This window comes from Caulobacter sp. GW821-FHT05F04, from assembly GCF_059419665.1.
Genome location: NZ_JBWKSF010000002.1, coordinates 874,027 through 899,962, shown reverse-complemented (window position 1 = coordinate 899,962; position 25,936 = coordinate 874,027). Strand labels below are relative to the sequence as shown.

The 25,936-nt window shown below is 69.1% G+C and carries 18 protein-coding genes and 1 pseudogene; 11 read left to right on the top strand and 8 right to left on the bottom strand.

What is annotated here, in order from left to right:
• The first annotated feature begins 6 nt into the window (after positions 1 to 6).
• Positions 7 to 1,080 carry an acyltransferase family protein gene (locus AC07R7_RS08565; RefSeq protein ID WP_494634839.1) on the top strand — a complete coding sequence of 358 codons (1,074 nt, stop codon included), beginning with the start codon at positions 7 to 9 and terminating at the stop codon, positions 1,078 to 1,080.
• 44 nt (positions 1,081 to 1,124) lie between these two features.
• Here the strand turns inward: AC07R7_RS08565 and AC07R7_RS08560 are convergent, their stop codons facing one another.
• Positions 1,125 to 1,829: an HAD family hydrolase gene (locus tag AC07R7_RS08560; protein ID WP_494634838.1), complete on the bottom strand. Its 705-nt coding sequence runs from the start codon at positions 1,827 to 1,829 to the stop codon at positions 1,125 to 1,127.
• A 146-nt stretch (positions 1,830 to 1,975) separates the two neighbouring features.
• Between AC07R7_RS08560 and AC07R7_RS08555 the strand changes: the two genes are divergently transcribed.
• Genes AC07R7_RS08555 through AC07R7_RS08545 form a run of 3 tightly spaced genes read left to right on the top strand, consistent with a single transcriptional unit; the run spans position 1,976 to position 7,734 of the window.
• Entirely contained in the window at positions 1,976 to 5,158 is a 3,183-nt protein-coding gene (locus AC07R7_RS08555) for an efflux RND transporter permease subunit (protein ID WP_494634837.1), read from the top strand.
• The gene (locus tag AC07R7_RS08550; protein WP_494634836.1) at positions 5,151 to 6,371 is read left to right on the top strand and encodes an efflux RND transporter periplasmic adaptor subunit; all 1,221 of its coding nucleotides are present in this window, start codon (positions 5,151 to 5,153) and stop codon (positions 6,369 to 6,371) included. The genes AC07R7_RS08555 and AC07R7_RS08550 overlap by 8 nt, the downstream gene beginning before the upstream one ends.
• Positions 6,358 to 7,734: an efflux transporter outer membrane subunit gene (locus tag AC07R7_RS08545; protein WP_494634835.1), complete on the top strand. Its 1,377-nt coding sequence runs from the start codon at positions 6,358 to 6,360 to the stop codon at positions 7,732 to 7,734. Before AC07R7_RS08550 ends, AC07R7_RS08545 begins: the two co-directional genes overlap by 14 nt.
• 26 nt (positions 7,735 to 7,760) lie before the next feature.
• On the opposite strand, the gene AC07R7_RS08540 is transcribed toward AC07R7_RS08545, so the two are convergent.
• Both AC07R7_RS08540 and AC07R7_RS08535 read right to left on the bottom strand, forming a co-directional pair.
• Complete coding sequence (locus AC07R7_RS08540) at positions 7,761 to 9,164, bottom strand: heavy metal sensor histidine kinase (RefSeq protein WP_494634834.1); 1,404 nt, start codon at positions 9,162 to 9,164, stop codon at positions 7,761 to 7,763.
• A complete protein-coding gene (locus AC07R7_RS08535) occupies positions 9,161 to 9,862 on the bottom strand; it encodes a heavy metal response regulator transcription factor (protein ID WP_494634833.1) in 702 nt (233 codons plus the stop codon). The genes AC07R7_RS08540 and AC07R7_RS08535 overlap by 4 nt, the downstream gene beginning before the upstream one ends.
• A 264-nt stretch (positions 9,863 to 10,126) precedes the next feature.
• Here AC07R7_RS08535 and AC07R7_RS08530 point away from each other — a divergent pair, with 264 nt between their 5' ends.
• From AC07R7_RS08530 to AC07R7_RS08510, 5 genes are all read left to right on the top strand, one after another.
• A complete protein-coding gene (locus tag AC07R7_RS08530; RefSeq protein ID WP_494634832.1) occupies positions 10,127 to 11,665 on the top strand; it encodes an OpgD/OpgG family glucan biosynthesis protein in 1,539 nt (512 codons plus the stop codon).
• Between the two features lie 73 nt (positions 11,666 to 11,738).
• Positions 11,739 to 13,718 carry a glucans biosynthesis glucosyltransferase MdoH gene (gene mdoH, locus AC07R7_RS08525; RefSeq protein ID WP_494634831.1) on the top strand — a complete coding sequence of 660 codons (1,980 nt, stop codon included), beginning with the start codon at positions 11,739 to 11,741 and terminating at the stop codon, positions 13,716 to 13,718.
• Positions 13,719 to 13,826: 108 nt separating this feature from the next.
• Positions 13,827 to 15,851: a TonB-dependent receptor gene (locus AC07R7_RS08520; protein ID WP_494634865.1), complete on the top strand. Its 2,025-nt coding sequence runs from the start codon at positions 13,827 to 13,829 to the stop codon at positions 15,849 to 15,851.
• A gap of 71 nt (positions 15,852 to 15,922) precedes the next feature.
• Positions 15,923 to 17,023: a prolyl aminopeptidase gene (gene pip, locus AC07R7_RS08515; protein WP_494634830.1), complete on the top strand. Its 1,101-nt coding sequence runs from the start codon at positions 15,923 to 15,925 to the stop codon at positions 17,021 to 17,023.
• A gap of 94 nt (positions 17,024 to 17,117) precedes the next feature.
• Positions 17,118 to 17,372, top strand: a complete 255-nt coding sequence (locus AC07R7_RS08510; protein ID WP_494634829.1) for a hypothetical protein — start codon at positions 17,118 to 17,120, stop codon at positions 17,370 to 17,372.
• A gap of 89 nt (positions 17,373 to 17,461) precedes the next feature.
• Here AC07R7_RS08510 and AC07R7_RS08505 read toward each other — a convergent pair whose 3' ends face one another.
• From AC07R7_RS08505 to AC07R7_RS08495, 3 genes are all read right to left on the bottom strand, one after another.
• On the bottom strand, positions 17,462 to 17,593 hold the full coding sequence (locus AC07R7_RS08505) for a hypothetical protein (RefSeq protein ID WP_492839797.1): 132 nt from the start codon (positions 17,591 to 17,593) through the stop codon (positions 17,462 to 17,464).
• A gap of 269 nt (positions 17,594 to 17,862) precedes the next feature.
• Positions 17,863 to 20,946, bottom strand: a complete 3,084-nt coding sequence (locus AC07R7_RS08500) for a TonB-dependent receptor (RefSeq protein WP_494634828.1) — start codon at positions 20,944 to 20,946, stop codon at positions 17,863 to 17,865.
• A 418-nt stretch (positions 20,947 to 21,364) separates the two neighbouring features.
• Positions 21,365 to 21,646, bottom strand: a complete 282-nt coding sequence (locus AC07R7_RS08495; RefSeq protein ID WP_492885854.1) for a DUF1272 domain-containing protein — start codon at positions 21,644 to 21,646, stop codon at positions 21,365 to 21,367.
• 330 nt (positions 21,647 to 21,976) lie between these two features.
• On the opposite strand from AC07R7_RS08495, the gene carA reads away from it, so the two are divergent.
• Positions 21,977 to 23,143 (top strand): glutamine-hydrolyzing carbamoyl-phosphate synthase small subunit, encoded by a 1,167-nt coding sequence (gene carA, locus AC07R7_RS08490; protein ID WP_494634827.1) that lies wholly within the window; start codon positions 21,977 to 21,979, stop codon positions 23,141 to 23,143.
• A gap of 167 nt (positions 23,144 to 23,310) precedes the next feature.
• On the opposite strand, the pseudogene AC07R7_RS08485 reads toward carA, so the two are convergent.
• Positions 23,311 to 23,421 (bottom strand): annotated as a pseudogene (locus AC07R7_RS08485) (endonuclease domain-containing protein); the annotation flags it as partial.
• A gap of 59 nt (positions 23,422 to 23,480) precedes the next feature.
• Positions 23,481 to 23,714 (bottom strand): flagellar hook protein FlgE, encoded by a 234-nt coding sequence (locus AC07R7_RS08480; RefSeq protein WP_492885858.1) that lies wholly within the window; start codon positions 23,712 to 23,714, stop codon positions 23,481 to 23,483.
• A gap of 359 nt (positions 23,715 to 24,073) precedes the next feature.
• Between AC07R7_RS08480 and AC07R7_RS08475 the strand changes: the two genes are divergently transcribed.
• Complete coding sequence (locus AC07R7_RS08475; RefSeq protein WP_494634826.1) at positions 24,074 to 25,792, top strand: M20/M25/M40 family metallo-hydrolase; 1,719 nt, start codon at positions 24,074 to 24,076, stop codon at positions 25,790 to 25,792.
• The last annotated feature ends 144 nt before the right edge of the window (positions 25,793 to 25,936 follow it).

Here is a 25,936-nt window from a genome sequence, read left to right as displayed (position 1 = left end):
TAGGCCATGCGCCTCCCCGCCCTGAAGCCCGATTCCGACCAGATGCTGCACCTGGACGCCCTGCGCATCGTCGGGGCGCTGATGATCGTGGTCTTCCACTTCAACCGCTTCATCAATCTGGACGGCCGCTGGCAGGCCGCAGACGACACGATCAAGAGCTTCAGCCTGATCGTCGACCTGTTCTTCCTGATCTCCGGCTACGTGATGGCCGCGATCTATACCGGCCGCCTGACCACCGTCGCCAGGTACCGCGACTTCCTGCAGAAGCGCGTCGCGCGGCTGGGTCCGCTGCACTGGGCGACGATGCTGGTGTTCGTGGCCATCGCCGCCCTCGGCTGGGCCGGGGTGCTGAACGAGCGGGATCCGTCGCGCTACGACGTCTCGTGCATCGCCCAGAACATCCTCTTCATCCACGCCTGGGGAACCTGCCACGCCCAGACCTGGAACTTCGTCAGCTGGGCGATCAGCGCCGAGATGGGGATGTACGTCGCCCTGCCCCTGCTGTTCTGGATCACCGCGCGCGGCTGGCAGGCCACGGCGGCTGTCGCCTTCGGCAGCCTGGCCCTGCTGCTGTGGATCTCGCGCACCGGCGAGACCTTCTCGCAATGGACCTACGATTTCGGCGTCGCCCGCGCCTTGCCGGGCTTCATGTTGGGCATGCTGGCGTTCCAGCTGAAGGACGTGCTGGCGAAACTGCCGTTCGCCCGCTTCGTGATGTGGGCCCTGCTGGCGGCGTTCTTCGTCGCGTCCTGGGCGGGGGCCTCGCGGACCACCTTGCTGTTCCTGATCTACGCCGTCGGCCTGGCCGGCGTGGCGGCCGACGCGGCGGGGGTCCAGGGCGGGGTGAGCAAGACCCTGGCCCCGTGGGCGCAGCTCAGCTTCAGCCTCTACCTGCTGCACCCGATCGCGCTGAAGATCGCGCTGAACTGGGTCGGGTTCGGCATGTGGGGACTGAACGGCGACGCCATGCGGCTGTGGTGCCTGCTGTGGGTCGTGCTGTTGATCCCGATCGCATACTTGTCGCTGATCGGGTTCGAGCGGCCGGCGCGGGATGCGTTGGCCAAACTCGGGAAACGCTGAACGCGCTCCCTCTCTCTTAGAGAGAGGGGTTCAAAATGCTTGGCTCAGCCCTGCGCGATCCGATCCACCCAGCCCGGCAGCTCGCTGATACTACCCAGCTCCGCGTACCGTTCATGCCCCACCGGCGCCTCGGCCGCCTCGTGCGACCACACCAGCGGATAGGGGATCAACGCGCCCCAGCAGCCCGCCTCCAGCGCCGGCAGGATGTCCGAGCGCATCGAGTTGCCGGCCATCACCGCCTGCTCCGCGCCCGTGCCGTAGCGGTCGAAGACCCGGCGGTAGGTCCCGGCGTCCTTCTCGGACACGATCTCGACGGCCACGAAATAGTCGCCCAGCCCCGACGAGGCCAGCTTCTGCTCCTGGTGCAGCAAATCGCCCTTGGTGATCAGGATCAGGCGGTAGCGGTCCGACAGCTCGGCCAGGGCCTTGTCGACGCCCGACAGCGGCTCGATCGGCTCGGTCAGCATCTCGCGGCCGACGGCCAGGATCTCGCGGATCACCCGGGTGTCGACGCGGCCGTCGGTGACCTCCAGCGCGGTCTCGATCATCGACAGGGTGAAGCCCTTGGCCCCGTAGCCATAGACCCGCAGGTTGCGCTTCTCGACGGCGACCAGCTGTTGCTCGATCTTCTCGGCGTCCCCGTGGTCGGACAGCAGGTCCAGGAACCGCGCGTGGGACAGCCGGAACTTGCTCTCGCAGTGCCAGAGGGTGTCGTCGGCGTCGACGCCGACGGTGGTGATGGTGCTCATTGAGGCAGCCATAGCAAAACGGCTCGGCGGTCGCGAGAGGGCCCTTGACCCTCCCTGACCATCTTGTCAGTTGGCCGTCAGGCTGCGGACCCCTTGGCCTTGCTAGACCCGGCCCAAGCTTCCCCTCCGCAACGACGGAATTCAGTATGATATCGCTCGTGCGGACGGCCTTGGCGCGTCCCTATACCTTCGTCGTGATGGCCGCGATGATCCTGATCGTCGGCGTCCTGGCGATCCTGCGTACGCCCACGGACATCTTCCCGAACATCCGCGTGCCCGTCGTGGCGGTGGCCTGGACCTATAGCGGCCTGTCGCCGGCCGACATGTCGGGGCGGATCCTGACCCCCTACCAGCGGGCCCTGACCACCACGGTCAACGACATCGACCATATCGAGGCCACCTCGCTGCAGGGCGTCGGGGTGGTGAAGATCTACTTCCAGCCGGGGGCCGACGTGCGCCTGGCCAACGCCCAGATCACCGCCATCTCGCAGACCCTGCTGCGCCAGCTGCCGCCGGGCGTGACCCCGCCGCTGATCCTCAACTACAACGCCTCGACCGTGCCGATCCTGCAGGTGGCCCTGGCCGGCCAGGGCCTGTCCGAGCAGCAGCTGTCCGACTTCGGCGTCAATGTCATCCGCACGCGCCTGGTCACCGTGCCCGGCGCGGCCGTCCCCCTGCCGTTCGGCGGCCGGACCCGCCAGATCCAGGTCGACATCGACCCGCAGGCCCTGCTGTCCAAGGGCCTGTCGGCGTCCGACGTCGGGGCGGCGATCGCGGCCCAGACCCAGATCACCCCGGCCGGCTTCGTCAAGATCGGCGAGTTCCAGTACAGCCTGCGCCTGAACAACGCCCCCGGCACGGTCGAGGAGCTGAACGCCCTTCCCGTCAAGACCGTCAACGGCGCGACCATCCGCATCGGCGACGTCGCCCACGTGCGCGACGGCTCGGCCCCGCAGCAGAACATCGTCCACGTCGACGGCCAGCGCTCGGTGCTGATGACGGTGCTGAAATCGGGCGCCACCTCGACCATCGCCATCGTCGACGGGGTCAGGGCCGCCCTGCCCGACCTGAAGGCCCAGCTGCCGCCCGAACTGACCATCACCCCGCTGAACGACCAGTCGACCTTCGTGAAGGCCGCCGTCGAGGGCGTGGTCCACGAAGGCGCCCTGGCCGCCGTGCTGACCTCGCTGATGATCCTGCTGTTCCTGGGCTCGTGGCGCTCGACGGTGATCATCGCCGTCTCGATTCCGCTGGCGGTGCTGGCGGCGATCGCGGCCCTGGCGGCGTTCGGCCAGACCCTGAACGTCATGACCCTGGGCGGCCTGGCCCTGGCCGTCGGCATCCTGGTCGACGACGCCACCGTCACCATCGAGAACATCAACTGGCACCTGGAGCACGGCAAGGACGTCAGGACGGCGATCCTGGACGGGGCGGCCCAGATCGTCACCCCGGCCTTCGTCTCCCTGCTGTGCATCTGCATCGTCTTCGTGCCGATGTTCTTCCTGCCGGGCGTGTCGGGCTTCCTGTTCGTGCCGATGGCCCTGTCGGTGGTGTTCGCGATGATCGCCTCGTTCCTGCTGTCGCGGACCCTGGTGCCGACCATGGCGGCCTATCTGCTCAAGCCGCACGTCCCGCACGACGAGGAGGCCCCCTCGAAGAGCCGCGTGGTCCGCTTCCAGCGCGGCTTCGAGCGGAGCTTCTCCACGGTGCGCGACGCCTATGCCGGCCTGCTGGGCTTTGCTCTGGACGCGCGCGGCGTGTTCGTCGTCGGCTTTTTGGCGTTCGCCCTGCTGAGCCTGGCGCTGGTCCCGTTCCTGGGCCGCAACTTCTTCCCGGCGGTGGACTCCGGCTCGATCGCCCTGCACGTCCGCGCCCCGGTCGGCACGCGGATCGAGGAGTCGGCGGCCCTGTTCGACCGCATCCAGCGCCACGTCCGCACCGTGATCCCCGCCGACGAGGTCGAGACCATCGTCGACAATATCGGCCTGTCCTCCAGCGGCATCAACACCGCCTACAACGCCTCGGGAACCATCGGCCCGCAGGACGGCGACATCCTGATCAGCCTGAAGAAGGGCCATCGTCCGACCGACGGCTACATCAAGGCGCTGCGCGAAGAGCTGCCCAAGGCCTTCCCCAGCGCGACCTTCTCGTTCCTGCCGGCCGACGTGACCAGCCAGATCCTCAACTTCGGCAGCCCGGCCCCGATCGACATCCAGGTCACCGGCGGCGACGCGGCGACCAACCAGGCCTACGCCCAGAAGATCCTGCGCGAGATCCGGAGTATCCGGGGCATAGCCGACGTCCGCATCCAGCAGCCGGCCGCCGCGCCGGAACTGCGCTTCGACGTCGACCGCACGCGCATCCACGCCCTGGGCCTGGACGAGCGCGACGTCACCGCCAGCCTGGCCGGGGCCGTGGCCGGCAGCCAGCAGACCGCCCCGGTGTTCTGGCTGAACCCGAAGAACGGCGTCTCCTACCCCGTCGTCGCCCAGACGCCGGAATACATGCTGGACAGCTTCGACAAGCTGCGGTCGATCCCGGTCACCGGGGCCCGCGCCGCAGACCCGGCGCCGCAGGTGCTGGGCGGACTGGGGACGCTCAGCCGGGGCTCCACCGCCGCCGTCGTCTCGCAGTACAACATCCAACCGATGGTCAACGTCTTCGCCGCCACCCAAGGTCGCGACCTGGGCGGCGTGGCGGCCGACATCGAGAAGGCCCTCAAGAAACTCGAGAAGGACAAGCCCGCCAAGGTCAAGGTGAACCTGCGCGGCCAGTTCCAGACCATGAACACCGCCTTCTCCGGCATGGGCTGGGGCCTCTTGGGCGCGGTGGTGATGATCTATCTGCTGATCGTCATCAACTTCCAGTCCTGGCTGGACCCGTTCGTGATCATTTCGGCCCTGCCCGCCGCCCTGGCCGGCATCGCCTGGATGCTGTTCGCCACTGGGACGCCGCTGTCGGTGCCGGCCCTGACCGGCGCGATCATGTGCATGGGCGTGGCGACGGCCAACTCGATCCTGGTGGTCAGCTTCGCCCGCGAGCGGCTGGCGGCCACCGGCGACGCGGTCCAGGCCGCGTTCGAGGCCGGGGTCACCCGCTTCCGCCCGGTGGTGATGACGGCTCTCGCCATGATCATCGGCATGGCGCCGATGGCCCTGGCCCTGGGCGAAGGCGCCGAGCAGAACGCCCCGCTGGGCCGCGCGGTGATCGGCGGCCTGATCTTCGCCACCTGCGCCTCCCTGCTGTTCGTCCCCACCATCTTCTCCATCGTTCACGGCCGCCGCCCCCGCGCGGAAGCCGCCTCCCCCGAAGGCGTCGCCCATGTCTGAGTCCCCCCTGCCCCCCGCCGGCGACTTTCCCCCCTCTCGCGACTTCCCGAAGACCAGCCCCCGAAGCCTGCGCCGCCTGGCCCTGATCGGCGGAGCGGGCTTCGTGCTGATCCTGGCGGCGGGCGCGACCTCGCGGCTGATGGCCAGCCAGGACCTGAAGAAGACCAGCCAGGCCAGCGCCCTGACCACGGTCCACGTCATCCAGCCGGGCGGCGGCGAAAGCGCCGACCTCGTCTTGCCGGGCCGCCTGCAGGCCTGGGCCGAGGCCCCGGTCTACGCCCGCACCGACGGCTATCTGCGCCGCTGGTACGTCGACATCGGCCAGCCGGTGAAGGCCGGCCAGGTGCTGGCCGAGATCGACGCCCCGGAAGTCGACCAGCAGTTGGTCGCCGCCCGCGCCGCCCTCGCCACGGCCCAGGCCCAGCGCGATCTGGCCGCCACCACCGCCGCCCGCTGGAAGCGGCTGGTCGGCGAGAACGCCGTCTCGCAGCAGGAGGCCGACGAGCGCGCCGGCGACCTGGCCGCCCGCGAGGCCATGCGCAACGAAGCCATCGCCAATGTCCGCCGCCTCGAGAGCCTGACCGCCTTCAAGCGCATCGTCGCCCCGTTCGACGGCGTCGTGACCAGCCGCGACACCGACCAGGGCGCCTTGATCAGCGCCGGCGGCGCCCGGCCCTCGCCGCTGTTCACGGTGTCCGACACCCGCCGCCTGCGGCTCTATGTCAGCGTGCCGCAGAGCCTGGCCGGCCAGATCCGTCCGGGCATGAGCGCCGCCTTCACCACGCCCGACCTGCCGGGCCGGACCTTCAACGCCCGCCTGGCGCGCACGGCCGACGCGGTCGACGCGCAGTCGGGGGCGATGCTGATCCAGCTGGACGTCGACAACGCCGCCGGCGCCCTCAAGCCCGGCGCCTACGCCCAGGTCAGCCTGGACCTCAAGGCCGCCAGCGCGACCTTGACCGCATCGGTGCGGATCCCCTCCAACGCCCTGCTGTTCCGCAAGGAAGGCACGGCCGTGGCGGTGGTCGGCGGCGACAACACCGTCTCGATCCGCCCGGTCCGCATCGCCCGCGACGACGGCGCCGAGCTTGAGCTGGCCAGCGGGGTCGCGGCCAGCGACTGGATCGTCACCAGCCCGCCGGACGCCATCGCCACCGGCGACCACGTCAACATCGTCAAGGCCAAGAAGGGAGCCGCCGGTGCGAAGGGCTAGTCTCCTGATCCTGGCGGGTCTGAGCCTCGCCGGCTGCTCCCTGGCCCCGGCCTATGCGCCGCCGACGCCCGCCGCGCCCGCCGCCTTCCGCGACACCGGTTCGTGGACGCCGGCCGCGCCGGCCGAGGCGGTCCGCGACGCCGCCTGGTGGGCGGTGTTCAAGGATCCGACGCTCGATGGCCTTGAGCGCCGGCTGGAGTCCGGCAGCGCCGACCTGGCCGCCGCCCTGGCCCGCTACGACCAGGCCCGCGCCCTGTCGCGCCAGGCCTCCAGCGCTCTCCTCCCCAGCGTCGGGGCCTCGGCCAGCGTCGAGCGCCAGCGCACCCCGGCCAACGGCCGCTACGACACCACCACCCTGGCGGCCAGCGCCGCCTATGAGCTGGACCTCTGGGGCCGGGTGCGCAACCTGGTCGCCGCCGGCCGGGCGGACGCGCAAGCCAGCGCCGCCGACCTGGCCGGGGTGCGCCTCAGCCTGCAGGCCCAGTTGGCCGATACCTATTTCAGCCTGCGCGGGGCCGACGCCCAGATCGCGGTCCTGGGCTCGACGGTCGAGGCCTATCGCCAGGCGCTCGACCTGACCAACCGCCGCCAGCGTGGCGGCGCGGCCAGCGGCCTCGACACCGGCCGGGCCCAGACCCAGCTGGCGGCGACACAGGCCCAGTACGAGCAGGCGGTGGCCGACCGCGCCCTGCTGGAACACGCCATCGCCGTGCTGGTCGGCGAGCCGGCCTCCAGCTTCACCCTGGCCGCCGCGCCGGAACTGACCGAGGCCCCGGTCACCCCGGTCGGCGCGCCCTCGACCCTGTTGCAGCGCCGGCCCGACATCGCCGCGGCCGAGCGCCGGATGGCGGCCGCCAACGCCCGTGTCGGCGTCGCCCGCGCCGCCTGGTTCCCGAGCGTGACCCTGGCCGCGGCCGGCGGCTACCAGTCCGGCGGCGGTGACCTGCTGACCGCCGCCAACCACGTCTGGGCCCTGGGCCCGCTGGCCGCCGCCCTGCCGCTGTTCGACGGCGGCGCCCGGAAGGCCGAGGTGGCCCGCAGCCGCGCGGTGTTCGACGAGACCGCCGCCGGCTACCGCCAGACGGTGCTGGACGCCTTCCGCGAGGTCGAGGATCAGATGGTCCTGGCCAACCGCCTGGCCGCCGCTCAGGACCGCCAGGACGAAGCCGTCGCCGCCGCCGTCCGCACCACCGCGCTGGCCACCACCCGCTACCGCGAAGGCGCGGCCAGCTATCTCGACGTGGTCACCGCCCAGACGGCGGAACTGCAGGCGCGGCGCGAGGCGCAGGACCTGCGGACAAGGCGACTGTCGGCCAGCGTGGATTTGATCCGGGCGCTGGGCGGGGGTTGGAGCGTTTCATAATCCCCTCTCTCTAAGAGAGAGGGATTCTAAGCCTCGACCGTCTCCCGCTCAGGCGACACCACCCCCTCGCTCCCCGGCAGCAGGAACCCGATCAGCACTTCCCCGCCCTCGCAGCGCGCGAACACGGACCCGCCGTGCATCAGGACGATGGCCTTGACCACCGCCAGGCCCAGGCCGTGGATCTCGCCGCTGTGCTCACGGGCGCGGTCCAGGCGGTAGAAGCGGTCGAACAGGCGGGCGAGATGCGCCTCGGGGATCGGGCCGCCGCGGTTGCGCACCGACAGGCAGACGGCCTTGTCTCGCGGCTCGATCGTCACCCGCACGGTCTTGCAGGCGACGCCGTGACGGATGGCGTTGTCCAGGAGGTTGGTCACCGCCCGCCCCAGCAGCGCGGCGTCGGCGTTGACCGTCGCGTCGCCCCGCACCTCCAACCGAACCTCGGCGTCCTCGAACAGGACGTCCAGGAAGTCGGCGGTCTTGTGGGTCAGGGCCGCCAGCGACAGCGGGGCCAGGTTGGCCGCCAGGGCCCCCTGGTCCGCGCGGGCCATGAACAGCATGTCGTTGATGATCGTGCGCAGGCGCTCCAGCTCCTCGAGATTGGAGTGCAGCGTCTCTTCCAGCTCGTCGGTGTCGCGGGGGCGCGAGAGGGCGACCTGGGTCTGGCCGATCAGGTTGCCCAGCGGCGTGCGCAGCTCGTGGGCGACGTCGGCGTTGAAGGCGGCTAGCCGCTCATAGGCCGCCTGCAGGCGATCGAGCGCGCCGTTGAAGGCGCTCATCAGCCCGACCAGTTCGGCCGGCAGGTCGCGGGTCGGCATCCGCAGGCTGAGATCCGCCGGGTTCAGGGCCCCGGCGCGGTGCGACAGGCGGTCGACCGGGGCCAGGCCCCGTCGGGCGATCCACCAGCCCAGCAGGCTGACCAGCCCGGTCGTCAGCACCGACATGGCCAGGGCCGCGACGCCCAGCACGTAGCGCGAGGCGTCGAACGGCGCGGTGTCGGCGGCGATGACCAGCCGCACCTCCGGACGCCGCCCATAGGCGGGCACGCGCCGAGCCAGGGTCATGAACCGCTTGCCGTCGGCATGGATGACGCCGAGACCGTCGCGGGCCGGCTCCAGCGCCGCGCCCGGCGTGAACCGGAAACGCGGATCGGCGGACTCGATCCGGTAGCGGAGGCTGCCGTCGGCCGGGGTGAACGACTTCAGCTTGTCGGTCATCAGCGGCCAGCGGGTTGGGTCCTCCAGCTTGCGGATCATCGCCTCGATGATCTGCGAGCGGGCGCTGAGCTCCTCGGCCTGGTGGCGCTTCAGTTCCAGGCTCTGGAAGCTGAACAGGGCGACGCCGGCCAGCATGGAGACCAGGCTGGTGGCGATGGCGAACATCAGGGCCAGGCGGCCGGCGATGGATTTGGGCGCCAGCGAACGGGGCGTCATGAAGACGTCCCCTCGGGGCGGTGCTCCAGGACGTAGCCCATGCCGCGCACCGTATGCAGCAGCTTGGTCTCGAACATCCCGTCGATCTTGGCCCGAAGCCGCTTGATGGCGACCTCGACGACGTTGGTGTTGGTGTCGAAATTGATGTCCCAGACCAGCTCGGTGATGATGGTCTTGGAGACGATCTGCGACTGGCGGCGGCCCAGCACGACCAGCAGGGCGAACTCCTTGGCCGTCAGGTTCAGGCGCCGGCCCCCCCGCGTGGCGCGCCGCGCCAGAAGGTCCAGGTGCAGGTCGCCGACCGTGATCGTCGACGACTCGCTGCGGCCGCGACGGGTGATGGCCTGCAGCCGGGCCAAGAGCTCCAGGAACGAGAACGGCTTGACCAGATAGTCGTCGGCGCCCGCGCCCAGGCCCTTCAGCCGGTCCTCGACGCTGTCGCGGGCGGTCAGCATGATCACCGGCGTCTGACGGGTCTGGCGCAGGCGCGCCAGCACCTCGACCCCGTCCAGCCCCGGCAACATGCCGTCCAGCACCACCGCGTCATAGTCCAGGGTCTGGGCCAGGTGCAGGCCGTCCTCGCCATTGGCGGCGAAGTCGACGGCATAGCCCTGCTCGGTCAGCCCCTTGCGCAGGTAGGCGACGGTCTTGGGCTCGTCCTCGACGATCAGGATCTTCATCAGAGTGAGGCGTCTCACGACCAGCGGCCCGGAACGCCGGGGGACGTTCCGGGCCGACAAGATAAGGCGCCCTCGCGTCCGCCGCCATCGCTGGGGGTGGGGGACCGGGTCCGGCGGCGAGGCGAGGACGAGGCATACTGCCGTTCCCGCACGGTCGGCAGCCTGACCGCCGGATGACATTTCTGACCGGAAGCCTGGTTTCCGGCGCGACACGATTGAACCATTTCGGCCGCAAGTCTCCTTTATCCGCGCGCCGAGTCGGTAATCGCCCGAGGTTTCCTATTGTCTTTGCTTGATCGCCGCGCCGCCCTGACGCTCCTGGCCGGCGGCGCCGTCGCCGCCAGCCTGTCGCCCGGACAGGCCGATGCGCGCCCGGCGCCTTTCTCGTTCGACGTCGTGCAGGCCCGCGCCCGCGCCCTGGCCGGTCGTCCCTATGTCGCCCCGCCCCCGCCGCCCGCCGAGGTCGCGGCCATGGACTATGACGCCGCCCAGGCGGTCGGGTTCTATCGCGAGAAGATCCCGCTGTGGGGCGGCGACTGGGGGATCGAGCTGTTCCCGCTCAGCCAGGGGGTGTCCAAGACCGTGACCATCCACCTGGTCGAGGACGGTCGCGCCCGGCCGCTGGCCTACGACCCGACCCTGTTCTCGTCGCCCGCCGACAGCCCGGTCCGCGCCCTGCCCGCCAAGGCCGGCTTCTCGGGCTTCCGCGCCATCAGCCGCGATGATCGCGGCGAGTGGCTGGTTTTCCACGGCGCATCGTACTTTCGCTCGCCTGCGCCGTTCGGCCAGTACGGCCTGTCGGCCCGCGCCATCGCCGCCGACACCTACGCCGTCCAGCCCGAGGAGTTTCCCGACTGGCGCGAGGTCTGGCTGGAGCGCGACGCGCAGGGGCGTCTGGTCATCCACGCCCTGATGGAGAGCCCGGGGATCGTCGGGGCCTACAGGTTCGTCAACGACCGCGACGGCCTGGCCCTGACCCAGACCGTGCAGGCGAGCGTCTTCTTCCGGCGGGCCTTCGACCAGATGGGTTTCGCGCCCCTGACCAGCATGTTCTGGTACGGCGAGGACCGCGCGGTCCCGGCGGTCGACTGGCGGCCGGAGATCCACGATTCCGACGGCCTGGCGATCTGGACCGGCGCGGGCGAGCGCCTGTGGCGGCCGCTCTCCAACCCCCGGCGCGTGGTGACCAGCGTGTTCAGCGACGAGACCCCCAAGGGTTTCGGCCTGATCCAGCGCGACCGCGACTTCGAGCACTATCACGACGACCAGGCCAGGGCCGAGCGCCGGCCCAGCGTCTGGGTCGAGCCGATCGGCGACTGGGGCAAGGGCTCGGTGCGCCTGGTCGAGATCCCGACCGACAGCGAGACCAACGACAATATCGTCGCCTTCTGGACGCCGGACGCGCCGGTCAAGGCCGGAAGCCAGGTCGAGCTGACCTATCGCCTGCACTGGACGTCCGACGCGCCGGAGACCGAGCTCGCCAAGGTCGTGGCCAGCCGCTCGGGCCGACCAGGCGAGCCGGGGCGCGACACCGCCGCGCAAGGCCGCAAGGTCGCCGTCGAGTTCCGGGGCGCCAACCTGCTGGCGCTGCGCACGGCCATCGACATCGAGGCCGACGTCACCGCCCGCAACGGCCAGATTCGCCTGTTGTCGCACTATCCCGGCGCCCGCCACGAGGCCGAGACCGACGCCCTGTGGCGCGTGACCTTCGACGTGGTCTGCGATGGCGCGGAACCAGCCGATGTGCGCGTCGTCCTCAGGCAGAAGGGGCGCGCGTTGAGCGAAACCTGGACGGCGCTGATTTTTCCGCCCGCGCCGTGAAACCAACCGCGCCGTCGCGAACTTGGCTTGCCGACGGCTCCCGCCTCCCCGAACCCAGAGTGTAGTGGCTTTGTTGTCCTCCGAACGACGCGCGAGCGCCCGTCCCCTCCCCGCCCTGAAGCTGGCCCCGCCGCCGGCCAGGCCCGCGCCCGCCTCGTTCGCCGCCTGGCTGCCGGCGGAGAAGCCGCTGGCCATGCCCGCCCAGAGCCTGCGCGCGGGCCGGCTGACGCCGCTGGCCGGCCCGGACGTCTCCGGACGCCGCTGGGTGCTGCTGGCGGGCTCGGGCGTGCTGACCGCCGTCACGGCGGTGATCACCGCGCTGCTGTTCTCGCCCGGCGGCTTCAGCCTGGTCGACGGCGTCGCCTTCGGCCTGTTCGTGCTGCTGTTCGCCTGGGTGGCCTTCGCCTTCATGAGCGCGGTCGGCGGCTTCTGGACCTGCTGGCGCGCGCGCGACGGCCGTGAGCAGCCGCAACCGGTGATCCTGACCCGCACCGCCCTGCTGGCCCCGACCTATAACGAGGATCCCGGCCGCGTCCTGGCCGCCATCCAGGCGATGTACGAAGACCTGGACCAGCGCGAGGTGGCCGAGCTCTACGACATCTTCGTGCTCAGCGACACGCGGGTCGAGGCCGTCGCCCGCGAGGAGGCCGTCGGCGTGCTGCGGCTGCGCGCGCGGCTGGGCCCCAAGGCGCGGATCTTCTATCGCCGGCGCGAGAAGAACACCGACCGCAAGGCCGGCAACATCGCCGAATGGGTCGAGCGCTTCGGCGGGGCCTATGCGCAGTTCCTGATCCTGGACGCCGACAGCCTGATGACCGGTGACACCCTCATCCGCCTGACCCACCGCATGGAGCGCGACCCGAAGCTGGGTTTGCTGCAGACCTCGCCCTCGATCATCAATGGCGAGACGCCGTTCGCGCGGCTGCAGCAGTTCGCCTCGCGCGCCTATGGGGCGATGCTGTCGGCCGGCCAGGACTGGTGGTCGGGGGCGGAGGGCAACTACTGGGGCCACAACGCCATGATCCGCACGCGGGCCTTCGCCGCGCAGGCGGGCCTGCCGCACCTGCCGGGGCCGCGTCCGTTTGGCGGCCACATCATGAGCCACGACTTCGTCGAGGCGGCCCTGATGCGCCGGGGCGGCTGGAAGATCGGCCTGGCGACCGACCTGACCGGCAGCTACGAGGAGACCCCGCCGACCATCCTCGACATGGCCATCCGCGACCGCCGCTGGTGCCAGGGCAACCTGCAGCACCTGGGCGTGATCGGGGCCAAGGGCCTGCACTGGGTCAGCCGCCTGCACCTGCTGCGCGGCGTCCTGTCCTACGCCACCTCGCCGCTGTGGCTGTTCTTGCTGATCGCCGGAGCCGGGGTGTGGATGGAGCAAGGCGGCGCCTCGGCGCTGATCCGCGCCGACGCCGCCGCCTGGCTGTGGGGCCTGACCATGGCCCTGCTGATCGCGCCCAAGCTGATGGCCGGCGCCCTGATCCTGCGCCGCCGCGCCCAGCGCCAGGCGTTCGGCGGCGGCTATCGCTTCGTCGCCAGCATGGTGATGGAGATCGTGCTGTCGGCCCTGGTCGCGCCGGTGCTGATGCTGATGCAGAGCGTGTCGGTGCTGCAGGTGCTGCTGGGCCGCGACGCCGGCTGGGCGACGCAGCAGCGCGACCCCGGCCGCCTGACCCGCCGCGAGGCCTGGCGCGTCCACCGCGCCCACATGGGCATCGGCGGCGTCGCCGCGGCCCTGGTCTTCGCCCTCGATCCGGTGATGTTCTGGTGGTCCAGCCCGGTCTATCTGGGCCTGATCCTGTCGGCGCCGCTGGCCCTCTTCCTGTCGCAGCGCGAGCTTGGCGACGTCCTGGGCCTGTTCCAGACCCCCGAGGAACGCCGTCCGCCCCGCGTGGCCCTGCGCGCCGCCGAACTGCGCGCCGCCTACGACCGCGAGGCCCCGGTCCGCGCCGCGATCGAGAAGCTGCTCCGCGCCCCGGTCATGGTCTACGGCCCCGACGCCATCCACACCCGCGCGCGCGCCAATCTGGTCTCCAGCCGGACGGCCTGAGGCGACAAGGCCACTCTCCCAAAAGATCACCGATCCCCAGCCTGCAATTTTCGATTGCGAACCAAGCTTCGCCGTGAGAGCCCTTGGCGATCTCAAGGCAGGGTGTCGATGGTGCTCATGTGGTTCCAGGCCGCCGCGTCCGTGGAGGCGGCCCAGAAGGTCGAGTCGATCGTCGTCACCGCCCGGCCCGCCCAGGTTCGCGACAAGATCGACCGCCGCGTCTACGACATCCGCTCGGACGCCGGATCGCAGGGCGGCGTCGCCCTGGACATCCTCAATCGCATCCCCTCGGTGACGGTGTCGCCGACCGGACGGATCGCGCTGCGCGGCGATCCCGGCGTCCAGATCCTGATCAACGGCAAGCCGCCGCCCACCGGGACCTCGGTCCTGCAATCCCTGCCGGCCTCCAGTGTCAGCGGCATCGAGGTGATGACCAACCCGTCGGCTCAATTCTCGCCCGACGGCACGGCGGGGATCATCAATATCGTCACCCGCGAGGACCGCGCTCTGGGCGTCTCCGGCACGATCTCGGCGCGGGTCGACACGCACGAGCAAACCCAGATCTCGGCCAGCGCCTCGGCCACCAAGGGCGACTGGAGCGTCGACGGCCGCGTCATGCTGATCCAAGGCCCGGCGGAAACCGACGCCGAATATAGCCAGCGCGACGCCGCGACCGGTCAGCGCCTGGTGGCGCGGGACAGCCACGGCAAGTCCCAGCTGGACTTCGCCCAGGCCTCTCTGGGCGTCACCCGGCGGTTTTCCGAGAACCGCGAACTGAGTGTCGAGGCCCACCACATGGGCAGTCGCCTCCGCGTCGATAGCCTGGCCCATTATCAAGCGTTCAGCGGCGCTCCGGTGCAGTCGGAGGAGGCCGGGACGCAGCGCGACACGAACCGGTCCGACGACATCGAGGTCAGCTATTCCGACACCTGGCCCGATGATCGCGGCTCGCTCGAGGCCAATATCTCGCATTCCCAAAGCGACAACCGTAGCCGTATGGACCATGACGACCGCCAGGTCGCACCGACGGCCCTGGCCCAGCGCTACGGCGACACCAAACGCGTCCGGGGGCCGGACGACCAGGCCAAGGTCGCGGTAGTCGCCAACCTGACCGGCGGCGCCATCCTGACCACCGGCCTGGAAGCCAACCGCGTCGAGCGCGACCTCTTCCGGTCCTATGACGGCGACATCGGCGCGCTGGGCCTGGCGACCGGCGATCTCGGCGTGTTCAACGCCCGGCGCGTCAACCTGTCGGGCTACGCGACCTATCAGTTCCCGTTCGTCGGGTTCAAGCTGATGCCCGGCCTGCGGGTGGAGACGGAATCCCTGCGGCTGAACGCGCCGGCCGCCGCGCGCGACCGCGACGTCACCCGCCTGTTCCCCTCGTTCCACCTGTCGCATCCGCTCATCGGCGGCAAGCTCAAGGCCAGCTACAGCCGCCGCATTCTACGGCCCGAACTGGAGCTCTATGACCCCCGACGGACGCCGAGCAACCAGCGCAGCGCCATGCAAGGCAACCTGGATCTGGCCTCGACCACCACCGACTCCTACGAGAGCGGCTACGAGCGGACCTTCGGCAAGACGACCCTGGGGCTGACGGCCTATTACCGCGTCAGCCACGATCCCTGGCAGAGCTATACGACCTGGAACCCCGACCTCACCACCGCGATCCGGCCGCTGAACTACGACCGCGCGACGTCCGGAGGGCTGGAGGCCAATGCTCGCGGCGAGGCGCCCGGCGGCTGGAAATACGTCGTCAACCTGAACGTCTTCCGCCGGCAACTGGTCCCGGCCACCGCGACCCTGGCGACCACGACCCGGACGAACTATTCCGGCAATGTCGTGGTCGATAAGGTCCTGAAGAACGGCGACAAGCTGCAGTTCAACCTCAGCGGCGCGGGCAAGACCCCTACGCTGCAGGGCTATCAGGCCGCCTACCATCAGCTGGACGCCACCTGGAGCCACAAGCTGGACGCCCGCTATTCGGTGACCCTGAACGCCACGGACATCTTCAACACCAACCGGCAGCGCAGCCGCTATCGGGACGGGGGCGTGGTGATCGACAGCGACCTCGCGCCCAACGCCCGGGCGGTGCGGGTGTCGCTGGTCTACAAGTTCAAGGCCAAGGTCTGACGGCGCATTGACGATGGCGCTGCGCTTTCCGGCGCGGTAGGCCAGGACTGTCGAACCCGAAGGTGTGCCCCATGGATTTCTCGAAGCTGCAGGCCGTCAGCACCGTCACCACCGAGTGGAAGTATCCGCTGGCGCCGGCCAACCGCGCGGGTCTGCTGCAGGTCGACCAGGCGGGCGACGAGGGTTCTGGCCACAAGCTCTATTGGGAAGAATACGGCAATCCGGACGGCGAGCCGGTGATGTTCCTGCACGGCGGTCCGGGCGGGGCGTGCGCGCCGGTGATGTCGCGATTCTTCGATCCCCAGCGCTACCGCGTGATCCTGTTCGACCAGCGCGGCTGCGGCAAGAGCGAGCCGACGGTCGCCACCCATGGGCCGCGAGTGGCCCTGACCCGCAACGACACCGACCATCTGGTCGACGACATCAACCGCCTGCGCGACGCCCTCGGCATCACCGGCAAGATGCACGTGTTCGGCGGCAGCTGGGGCAGCACCCTGGCCCTGGTCTATGGCATCCGCCACCCGGACAAGGTGGCTTCGCTGATCCTGCGCGGCATCTTCCTCGGCGCGAGCGAGGACCTGCTCTACATGTACCAGGGCAACGCCGCGACGTTCGAAGCGGCGCCCTACGCCCTGACCGAGCCGGGCAGCTATGTCGCCTATCCCGACGAGTGGAAGGCCTTCGTCGAGGAGATCCCGGCCGAGCAGCGCGGCGACATGATGGCCGCCTACAAGGCGATCTTCGACATGGAGGCCAAGACGGACGCCGACCGCGCCCGCCAGCTGCGCGCCGCCGTGGCCTGGTCGGTCTGGGAAGGCACGATCTCGAACATGATCCCAAAGGACAGCGATCCCGGGAAGTTCGGCGAGGCCGACTTCGCCCTGTGCTTCGCCCAGATCGAGGCCCACTTCTTCGCCAACGGCCTGTTCCTTGAGCCTGACTACATCGTCGGCCATGTCGACAAGATCGCCGCCATCCCGACCCACATCGTCCACGGCCGCTTCGACCAGGTCTGCCCGCTGACCCAGGCCTCGCGGCTGGTGGCGGCGATGGCGTCGGTGGGCGCGACCCCGGCCAGCTACGTCAAGACCAATGCCGGCCACAGCGCCATGGAAGCCCAGACCGTCCTGGCCCTGACCGCGATCATGGACGGGCTGCCGCCGATCGGCTGAGTTTTATACGGCCCTTACGCCGGAGGGCTCGCTCCCATGTGGAGCGCTTATGCGGGGCGGGGGTACTAAAGGCGCGTCTATTGGACAGACCGCCATGTACAAGCCCTCCCTCGCTCACCGCCGCCTGTTGATGATCCTGCTGGTCGCCGGCCTCGGCGGTTTCACAGGCCTCCTGGCCTGGGCCGCCCGCGCCCCGCATCAGGCCGATCTCTTGCGGTTCTTCGCCGTCGTCTGGCTGCTGTTCTTCGGCGCCGCGCGGATCCTGGTCCACCTGGACGAGGCGCTGGACCAACCCGGCGAGGCCGCGACCCAGCATTGGTCGCGGCTGCGGGGCCGAGGCGAGCCCTGAAGGCGCCCCGGAGCGCGCGGCTTGCTCTAGGCTCTTGTTTTAACGCATTTTCTGACGACGAACCGGTATCCACTTCGTCGGAAAATGCTCTAGAAGCTGAGCACCGCGAAGACCACCGCGCTGATCGGAATCGCCGCCGAAAGCGCCATGTGCAGCACGGTCTCGGTCAGGCTGAGGACCGAGCGGCTGGGCAGCTTGAACGGGGCGGCGGTGGGGATCATGGCGGGTGCTCCTTGCACGCTGGAGCTTGCACCCTGACCGGTTAACGATCGTGAATCTTGGACGGATGGATCGCCGCGACAAGTTGTCCTGCGCCGCCGTCCATTCCGGCGCTTTCCCCAAAAAAATCGGCGCGCCCTGGAACGGGACGCGCCGTGAGGCCGCGCGGGCGGGAGGAGGCGGATCGCCCACGCTTGAAGGCTGGATGGAGCGCGACCGCCCGCCGGTCCGAGGTTTCGGACCGACGGACGGGGACCGCGCCGGAGGAGCCTTAGAAGCTCATCCGCAGGCCGACCACGTATTGGCGGCCGGGCTTGTAGTAGGTGAAGGTCGCGTTGTCGTACTGGAAGTGCGAGCGCAGCTTTTCGTTGGTCAGGTTGGTCACGTTGAAGGTCAGCTGCGGGGCGTTCTTCATGCCGAGGATCTTCTCCAGATCGTAGCTCGAGGAGAAGTCGGTCTGCTTGTAGTCGTCCGCGAACAGGGCGGCGGCGGTGACGCCGTTCTGGTTGGCGCCGCTGGACTGCGAGCCCTTCCGGTAGACGTGGCTGAGGCGCAGGCTGACGCCGTTGTGCTCGTAATAGCCCGTCAGGTTGTAGGTGTACTTGGCAACGCCGTAGGCGATGGCCGGACCGTTGCTGGTCTGGTCGACGATGGTGGCGTTGGCGTTGACGCCCAGACCCTCGACGCCGAAGCGGCTGGTCAGGAAGTCGAGCGGCTGCACCCACTGGAATTCCAGGCCGTTGATCGTGAGCTTGTTGGGCACGTTGATCTGCGACTGGATCTGCACCTGGGCCTGGGTCGGGCCGCCACGCGAGTTGATGGCCGTCTTCTGGGTGTCGTTCAGGGTGTCGTAGGTGATGCCGTACTGGGCCAGGGCCGAGAACGGCTGGGTCACGACGTTGTTGGTCGTGAAGCCGGTCAGCGACTTGCGGAACGCGTTGACCGCGATGACGCCTTCCTGGCCGGTGTAGAACTCGAAGCCCAGGTCGATGTTCTTCGAGAAGTACGGCTTCAGCGCCGAGTTGCCGATCGTGGCCTGGTCGGCCGACGGCGCGCCGAAGCTGACGCCCGGAAGTTGGGCGGCGGGGTCCGGACGGGTCATGGTCTCCGACACCGCCACGCGGGCCACGGCGTGCTCACCGACGTCATAGGCGATGTTGGCGGCCGGCAGCCACTTGGAATAGGTGTTCTCGACGTAGACGAAGTTGGTGACGTTCGGATAGCGCGCGCCGTCCGGCAGCTGAGCGCCGCCCGGCAGGGTGTTGCGCGGATCCGCCAGCGAGACGCGGCCGCCGATCGTCTGCTTGGTGTGGACGTAGCGGACGCCGACATTGAAGCGCAGGTCGCTGTCCATCACCTGGGTGACGCCGTTCAGCTCGGTATAGGCCGCGCTGTTCTTCTCGTTGATATAGCCGCCGCTGGCGCCGGTGTTGGAGCCGCCGGTTTCCGGCGAGGCGTCGTGCAGCTTGTCGTAGCCGGTGGCCTGCTTGACCTTGTCCCAGTCGACCGTGACGAAGCCGGCCGGGCCGGGCTTCAGGTAGCTGGCCAGGTTGGCGGTCGGGATCAGCGAGCCGCCGTAGGTCAGCGTGCCGGTCTGGCCGGCCGTGGCGCCCGTGCCGTAGCCCGGATAGGTCGGATAGCCGGCCGGAGCGGCGCCCGGCTGGTTCAGGCCCTGGCACGGCGGGGCGCCGTTCGGCGAGGTCAGGTTGATGCTGGGGTTGTTGCCGCAGGTCGCGTTCTGCCACGGCGTGGTGTTGTCGTAGCCCCGGATGGTGCGTGAGACGTCGTCATAGTTGCCGCCGAACTTCAGGTTCAGCTTCTCGTCGCCCCAGGTGATGGCCGCGCGGGCGCCCTTGGTCTCGTACCAGCGCTTCTCGTCCTGCATGTTCAGGCGACCGCCGTTCCAGACGAAGTTGGCCGGGTTGTTCAGGTCGACGCTGCTCTTGATGGTCGGCGGACCGTTCGGGTTGTAGGTGTAGTCGACCGTCGTGCCGAGGCCCAGCGCGGTCACCGGACCGAAGGTCGGGCTTTCGCGGTGGAAGGTGCTCTTGGTGTAGTTGGCCTGGGCCTCGACCTTCAGCTTGTCGTTGATGCGCCATTCGCCGCCCGGATTGATCCCCCACAGCTCGGTCTTCTCGAGATAGGGACGGAATTCCAGGAAGAACTGCGAGTTGGCGTAGGTGCCCTGCGTGACCGTGCAGCCGGCCGAGCAGTCGGTCTTGTCGTACTTGGTGTTGGTCGGAATGATCGCGCCGTTGCGCACGATCCACATCATGTCTTCGCGGATCAGGTCGTTGTTCTTGTAGCCGTACATGCCGTCGACATAGAAATTCATGTCGTCGTTCGGACGCCACTCGACGCTGCCGACTAGGTTGATCCGATCGCGGCGGCCATACTCGGCCGACGGACGACCCAGGCGCGGCAGCAGGCCGTTGTCGATCTGCTGGATCGTCGCGCCGGGGTTCTTGGACAGCAGGAAATCGCGGTCGATGACCGTGCCGGCCACCAGGCCCGCGCCCGCGCCGACCGGCACCGTGGCCGGGATCGTCCAGTTGCCGCCGCCCGTGGCGTTACAGCCGCTGGTCGCGCCGCACTGGGCCGCCGACAGGTTCGGGTTGGTGAAGCCGATGGTCTCGTAGCCGCGCGTGTCGGTGTGCAGGCGTTGGCCCGAAACCCCGAACAGGACGCCGAAATTGTCCCAGGTCTTGCTGGCGATCACCGAGCCCTTGCCGCCCAGCTTGGCGCCGTCGGGCTTCACGCCCTGGACGTTCATCGTCAGGTGCTGGCCGGGGCGGTCGAACGGACGCGCCGAGCGCATGTCGATATTACCCGCCGCGCCGCCTTCCAGCAGGCTGGCCGAATAGCTCTTGTTAACCGTCAGCTTGGTGAAGAGGTCGGTCGGGAAGAACGAAAGGTCGACCGAACGGTCGGTGCCCTGCGCGTCGGTGGCGCCCGACGAGGCCACGGCGATCGAGGCGCCGTTCAGCGTCACGTTGGTGAAGTTCGATCCCAGGCCGCGGATGGCGACGTTCGTGCCCTCGCCCGTGATGTCGCGGGTGATGGTGATGCCGGGAATGCGGTTGAACGACTCGGCGATGTTGGAGTCGGGGAACTTGCCGATGTCCTCGGCGAAGATGGCGTCGGCGAAACCGGTGGTCTCGCGCTTGGCGACCGTCGATTGGGCCAGGCTCTTGCGGTAGCCGGTGACGACGATCTCGTCGACGGCGGTGTCCGCGGCCGGCGCCGGAGCGGTCGTCTGGGCGTAAGTGGCCTGGGCAATCGCTAAAGTGGTCAGGCAGGTCGCGCCGATCAAGGCCAGGCGACGAACGGACCCGTGGTGTCGAATAGACGACATGTTTCTCTCCCCATGACAGTGCTCTGAGCACTTGTTTCGTTGTCGCCGTGCGGCTGATCGGCCGTCCCTTCCCGGTTGGCCGACGATTACGCTCCGCTTGGCGGTGGTAGCGGTCACACTCGACATGGTTACGAGGTAAGTCCTATCAAGTCAATGTGGTCTGACCTCGTTGTCATGCCCCTTCGGACGCTTCGCGGGGACTGCGGCGCCAGGGCCACGCTCGCGCGCCGGCCGAGGGAGACCGGTCGCGATCCTGGCGTGTTCAGGAAGGGTTCGGCGGCCGCGCGGGGCGAGAGGGCGCCGGCGCGTCGGCGCTCGAGAGCATTGCTCGACGAAGGCTGACGCCGGTTCGTCGTCAAAAAGTGCGTGAAACAAGTATCTAGAACATCTCACCGATCCAGTTGGATCGGTGAATGCTCTAGTTCCAGCCCGTCGGGCGCTCTGGGTCGCGGCGCGCGGCCGGCCCATACCGGTGGCCCCTGTTCACCCGCCGCAGGGAGGCCGGATAACGGTGCAGCTGGGCGTCGGGCCGGATCGGCCGGGCCACCAGGCCGCCGCCGCAGTCGGGGCAGATCTCTTCGAACCGGATGTCCGCGCAGTCGGCGCAGAAGGTGTGTTCGAACGTGCAGATTCGGGCCGCGGGGCTGGCCGGCGGCAGGTCCGCGTCGCAGCACTCGCAATTGGGGCGCAGTTCGAGCATGGGGCCGTCCTCCCGTGTTCGTCTGGTGCTTCAGGTGTCTTGCGCCTGGAAGCCTTGTACCATAAGGGCTTTTGAGCCCGTCGCGCGAGGGTGCGCGTTCGTCGATCACGGGAATGTGGCGCCAAGCGAAATCCGCGTGATCAGCGGGGGTTGACCCCCTCCCCCATACCCCCTAGACACCGCGCCGTTTGCGCGGCGGACGGGCCAAAAGCCCGTCCGCTTTCTTGCAGGCGAACGCCCCGGCTCGCCGGGGCTGGGCCGGGGTTACACCCAGCCCGCCTTTTTGCGACAATAGGCCCCCTCAGCACGCGTCCAGGAGCGCTTCACAGAATGTCCCAAGACCTTCTCCCCGGCGTTACCGGCGTTCTGGCCCTGGCCGATGGCACGATCCTGCAAGGGGTGGGCTGCGGCGCGGTCGGCGACGCGGTCGGCGAGGTGTGCTTCAACACCGCCATGACGGGCTATCAGGAGATCCTGACCGACCCGTCCTACATGGCCCAGATCGTCGCCTTCACCTTCCCGCACATCGGCAATGTCGGGACCAACCTCGAGGACGTCGAGCAGATCACCGGCGTGGCCGAGACGGCCGCCCGCGGCGCGCTGTTCCGCGACGTCCCGACCGAGCAGGCCAACTGGCGCGCCAACAGCGACTTCGACGCCTGGATGAAGGCCCGCGGCGTCATCGGCCTGGCCGGGATCGACACCCGCGCCCTGACCCGCAAGATCCGCGAGACCGGCATGCCGCACGGCGTCATCGCCCACTCGCCCGACGGCAAGTTCGACCTGGACGCCCTGGTCGCCAAGGCCAAGGCCTGGGCCGGCCTGGAGGGTCTGGACCTGGCCAAGGACGCCTCGACCACCCAGACCTTCACCTGGGACGAGGGCCTGTGGTCCTGGCCGGAAGGCTACGCCAAGCTGGACAAGCCCAAGTACGAGGTCGTGGTCATCGACTATGGCGTGAAGCGCAACATCCTGCGCGCCCTGGCTCATGTGGGCGCCCGCGCCACGGTGGTGCCGGCCAACACCTCGGCCGAGGACATCCTGGCCCGCAACCCGGACGGCGTGCTGCTCAGCAACGGCCCCGGCGACCCGGCCGCGACCGGCGCCTATGCGGTGCCGGAAATCCAGAAGCTGGTGCAGAGCGGCAAGCCGGTGTTCGGCATCTGCCTGGGCCACCAGATGCTGGCCCTGGCCCTGGGCGCCAAGACCGTGAAGATGGAGCAGGGCCACCACGGCGCCAACCACCCGGTCAAGGACCTGACCACCGGCAAGGTCGAGATCGTCTCGATGAACCACGGCTTCACCGTGGACAGCGAGAGCCTGCCGGCCCCGGTGCGGGAGACCCACGTCTCGCTGTTCGACGGCACCAACGCCGGCATCCAGCTGGCCGACAAGCCGGTCTTCTCGGTGCAGCACCACCCCGAAGCCTCGCCCGGCCCGACGGACAGCCTCTATCTGTTCGAACGCTTCGCGGGTTTGATGGACAAGGCGAAGTAGGCGCCTTCCAGGCCCCCGACCTACAGCCAAAATCCTTGTCATCCCGGAAGCGCGTAGCGCTGTCCGGGACCCAGGGGCAAATGCATTGCGGCCGCCCCTGGGTCCCGGCTCTCCGCTTCGCCGCGGCCGGGATGACAAGGGTTTTTTACTCTTGCTTTAGCCCCCCAAAAGGTGGGGGCCGCCTCCCGCAAGACTAGGGGGCAAAGCGGGAGGCGGCGGCCAGACACCCTAGGCAAGGGGGGCGCACTTCAGGCGTCTGGCGGGGCGAGCGCGTCCAGGTCGGGTGACTCCCGAGCGAAGACAGGCCCTAACGCGGGAACTGGTAAAGGCGCGGTGCTCAGACCTTGAGGTCGAGCAGGCGCTTGTTCATCTCGTCGGCCACGCGAACCACCGCCGCATTGGCCTTGAAGTCGGTCGCGGCGCCGATCTGGTCGGTGCGCTCCTTGACGTAGTCGACTTCCCCAACACTTTCGGCGGCGTGGGCGTCCGAAGCCGCCACCCGCTGGGCCGAAGCGTTGAGCCGGTCGGCGGCGGCCATCATGCCCGAGGCGGCGATTGAGAGAGCCTGCATGGGGTGTCTCCGTTCTACGCCTTGGTTATCTGGCCGGTTGGGTTAAGACCTTACAACCAAAAATGGTAAAATTCACGACTTGGTCATCTTTTTTAGCGGCGGTTAACCTTTCGGCGGGACCTTTCCAGGCGACCTCGACAGGGTGAATCTTTCGCCAACCAAACCGCGCGCGAACGCCGTTGTCGCAAGGCGCGCGGCCAAGCAGCGGGGGCGAGGCGTCAACGGCGGTCTCCGCGCAAAACCTGTCCAACATTACAAAACGTTCAGGCTCGGCCGTATCGACAAGCCGTCATCGTCCCGACATGGTTCGCCCCTTCGCGGGCCGGGGGGCGGTCCGCTCCCCGGGAGTCTCTGTAGAAATGTCGTTCACGCGTCGTGTCGCGCTCGCCAGCGCCGCCCTGCTCATGGTGGCGCAACCGGTTCTCGCGGCCACACCGGCCAAGCCGGTCGCCATCGCCGAGAAGGCCGGCAAGAAGGCCGCGCCCGCCTCGGATTTCGTTCCTTCGCCCGAGGCCATCAAGGCCCACATGACCTTCCTGGCCGACGACCTGATGGAAGGCCGCGAGACCGGCACGCGCGGCTATGACATCGCCGCCAACTACGTCGCCGCCCAATACGCCCTGCTGGGCGTCAAGCCGGCCGGCGACAAGACGGCGACCGGCGTCTCGTACCAGCAGCACGTGCCGCTGATCGCCTTCCGCGGGGCCGGCGAGGGCGCGTTCGGCCTGACCGGCGCCGACGGCCAGACGCTCGCCCTGAAGTACGGCGAGGACTACCTGCCCAACCCGCAGGCCCAGTCAGCCGACCTCAAGGTCGACGCGCCGCTGGTCTTCGTCGGCTACGGCCTGGTCAATCCGGCCACGGGCCGCGACGACTACGCGGGCCTGGACGTGAAGGGCAAGATCGTCGTCATGCTGAACGGCGCCCCGTCGTCGCTGCAGACCGAGGAACGCGCCCATTTCAGCAACCCCAACACCAAGCGCCAGGAAGCCGCCAAGCGCGGCGCCATCGGCGTCGTCACCCTGTCGGGCCCCAGCGCCGAGAAGCGCCGTCCGTTCGCGGCCGGCGCCGGCATGATGCGCGGCTGGCGGGTGATCTGGCGCGACGCCAACGACGTCGGCGCCATCCGCGCGCCCAGCGCCCCGGCCCTGGCCTCGATCAGCCAGGCCGGCGCGGCCAAGCTGTTCGCCGGCGCCCCCGTGGCCCTGGCCGACGTGCTGGCCGAGTCCGAGAAGCCGGACGGCGCCGTCAAGGGCTTCGCCCTGACCTCCAAGGCCAGCATCAACGTCAAGACCGAGATCGAGAAGCGCGAGAGCAGCAACGTCGTCGGCCTGATCGAGGGCTCGGACCCGACCCTGAAGGCCCAGACGATCATCCTGTCCGCGCACCTCGACCACATCGGCGTCCGCGAGAACGCCAAGCCGGGCGAGGACAAGATCAACAACGGCGCGCTCGACAACGCCTCGGGCATCGCCACCCTGCTGGAGGTCGCGCGCGGCTTCAAGAACAGCAAGGTCAAGCCGAAGCGCTCGATCATCCTGCTGGCCGTCACGGGCGAGGAGAAGGGCCTGGTCGGCTCGGACTACTTCGCCAACAACCCGACCGTGAAGAAGACCGACATCGCCGCCGACGTGAACCTGGACATGCCGGTGCTGCTGTACCCGTTCACCGACGTGATCGCGTTCGGCGCCGACCGCTCGACCATCGGCGAAGCCGTCAAGCACGCCGCCGGCCGCGTGGGCGTCGCGCTGTCCGGCGACCCGATGCCGGAAGAGGGCCTGTTCACCCGCTCGGACCACTACCGCTTCGTCGAGCAGGGGATCCCGTCGGTGTTCCTGATGACCGGCTTCCAGAACGGCGGCGAGGCGGCCTTCAAGGGCTTCCTGAAGGGCAATTACCACCACCCGGGCGATGATCTGAACCAGCCGATCGACTACCAGGCGGCCGCCAAGTTCGCCCTGGTGAACTACGAGATCGCCCGCGAGCTGGCCAACATCCCGGCCCGCCCGGTCTGGAAGAAGGGCGACTTCTTCGGCGGCACGTTCGCGCCGGCGGGGCATCCGTCTTCCGCCAAGTGATTTGGGGCGAAGTAGGTTCCTTCCCTTGTCATCCCGGAAAGCGCATGGCGCTTGTCCGGGACCCAGGGGCCAAGCCCAGTGCGGTCGTCCCTGGGTCCCGGCTCTCCGCTTCGCTGCGGCCGGGATGACAAGAATTAGGCGTAT

Excerpts from the sequence above, each read along its gene's own strand:
- AC07R7_RS08565 (WP_494634839.1), top strand. The coding sequence starts at position 7 with ATGCGCCTCCCCGCCCTGAAGCCCGATTCCGACCAGATGCTGCACCTG.
- AC07R7_RS08560 (WP_494634838.1), bottom strand. The coding sequence starts at position 1,829 with ATGAGCACCATCACCACCGTCGGCGTCGACGCCGACGACACCCTCTGG.
- AC07R7_RS08555 (WP_494634837.1), top strand. The coding sequence starts at position 1,976 with ATGATATCGCTCGTGCGGACGGCCTTGGCGCGTCCCTATACCTTCGTC.
- AC07R7_RS08550 (WP_494634836.1), top strand. The coding sequence starts at position 5,151 with ATGTCTGAGTCCCCCCTGCCCCCCGCCGGCGACTTTCCCCCCTCTCGC.
- AC07R7_RS08540 (WP_494634834.1), bottom strand. The coding sequence starts at position 9,164 with ATGACGCCCCGTTCGCTGGCGCCCAAATCCATCGCCGGCCGCCTGGCC.
- AC07R7_RS08520 (WP_494634865.1), top strand. The coding sequence starts at position 13,827 with ATGGTGCTCATGTGGTTCCAGGCCGCCGCGTCCGTGGAGGCGGCCCAG.
- pip (WP_494634830.1), top strand. The coding sequence starts at position 15,923 with ATGGATTTCTCGAAGCTGCAGGCCGTCAGCACCGTCACCACCGAGTGG.
- AC07R7_RS08510 (WP_494634829.1), top strand. The coding sequence starts at position 17,118 with ATGTACAAGCCCTCCCTCGCTCACCGCCGCCTGTTGATGATCCTGCTG.
- AC07R7_RS08505 (WP_492839797.1), bottom strand. The coding sequence starts at position 17,593 with ATGATCCCCACCGCCGCCCCGTTCAAGCTGCCCAGCCGCTCGGTCCTC.
- AC07R7_RS08500 (WP_494634828.1), bottom strand. The coding sequence starts at position 20,946 with ATGTCGTCTATTCGACACCACGGGTCCGTTCGTCGCCTGGCCTTGATC.
- AC07R7_RS08495 (WP_492885854.1), bottom strand. The coding sequence starts at position 21,646 with ATGCTCGAACTGCGCCCCAATTGCGAGTGCTGCGACGCGGACCTGCCG.
- carA (WP_494634827.1), top strand. The coding sequence starts at position 21,977 with ATGTCCCAAGACCTTCTCCCCGGCGTTACCGGCGTTCTGGCCCTGGCC.
- AC07R7_RS08480 (WP_492885858.1), bottom strand. The coding sequence starts at position 23,714 with ATGCAGGCTCTCTCAATCGCCGCCTCGGGCATGATGGCCGCCGCCGAC.
- AC07R7_RS08475 (WP_494634826.1), top strand. The coding sequence starts at position 24,074 with ATGTCGTTCACGCGTCGTGTCGCGCTCGCCAGCGCCGCCCTGCTCATG.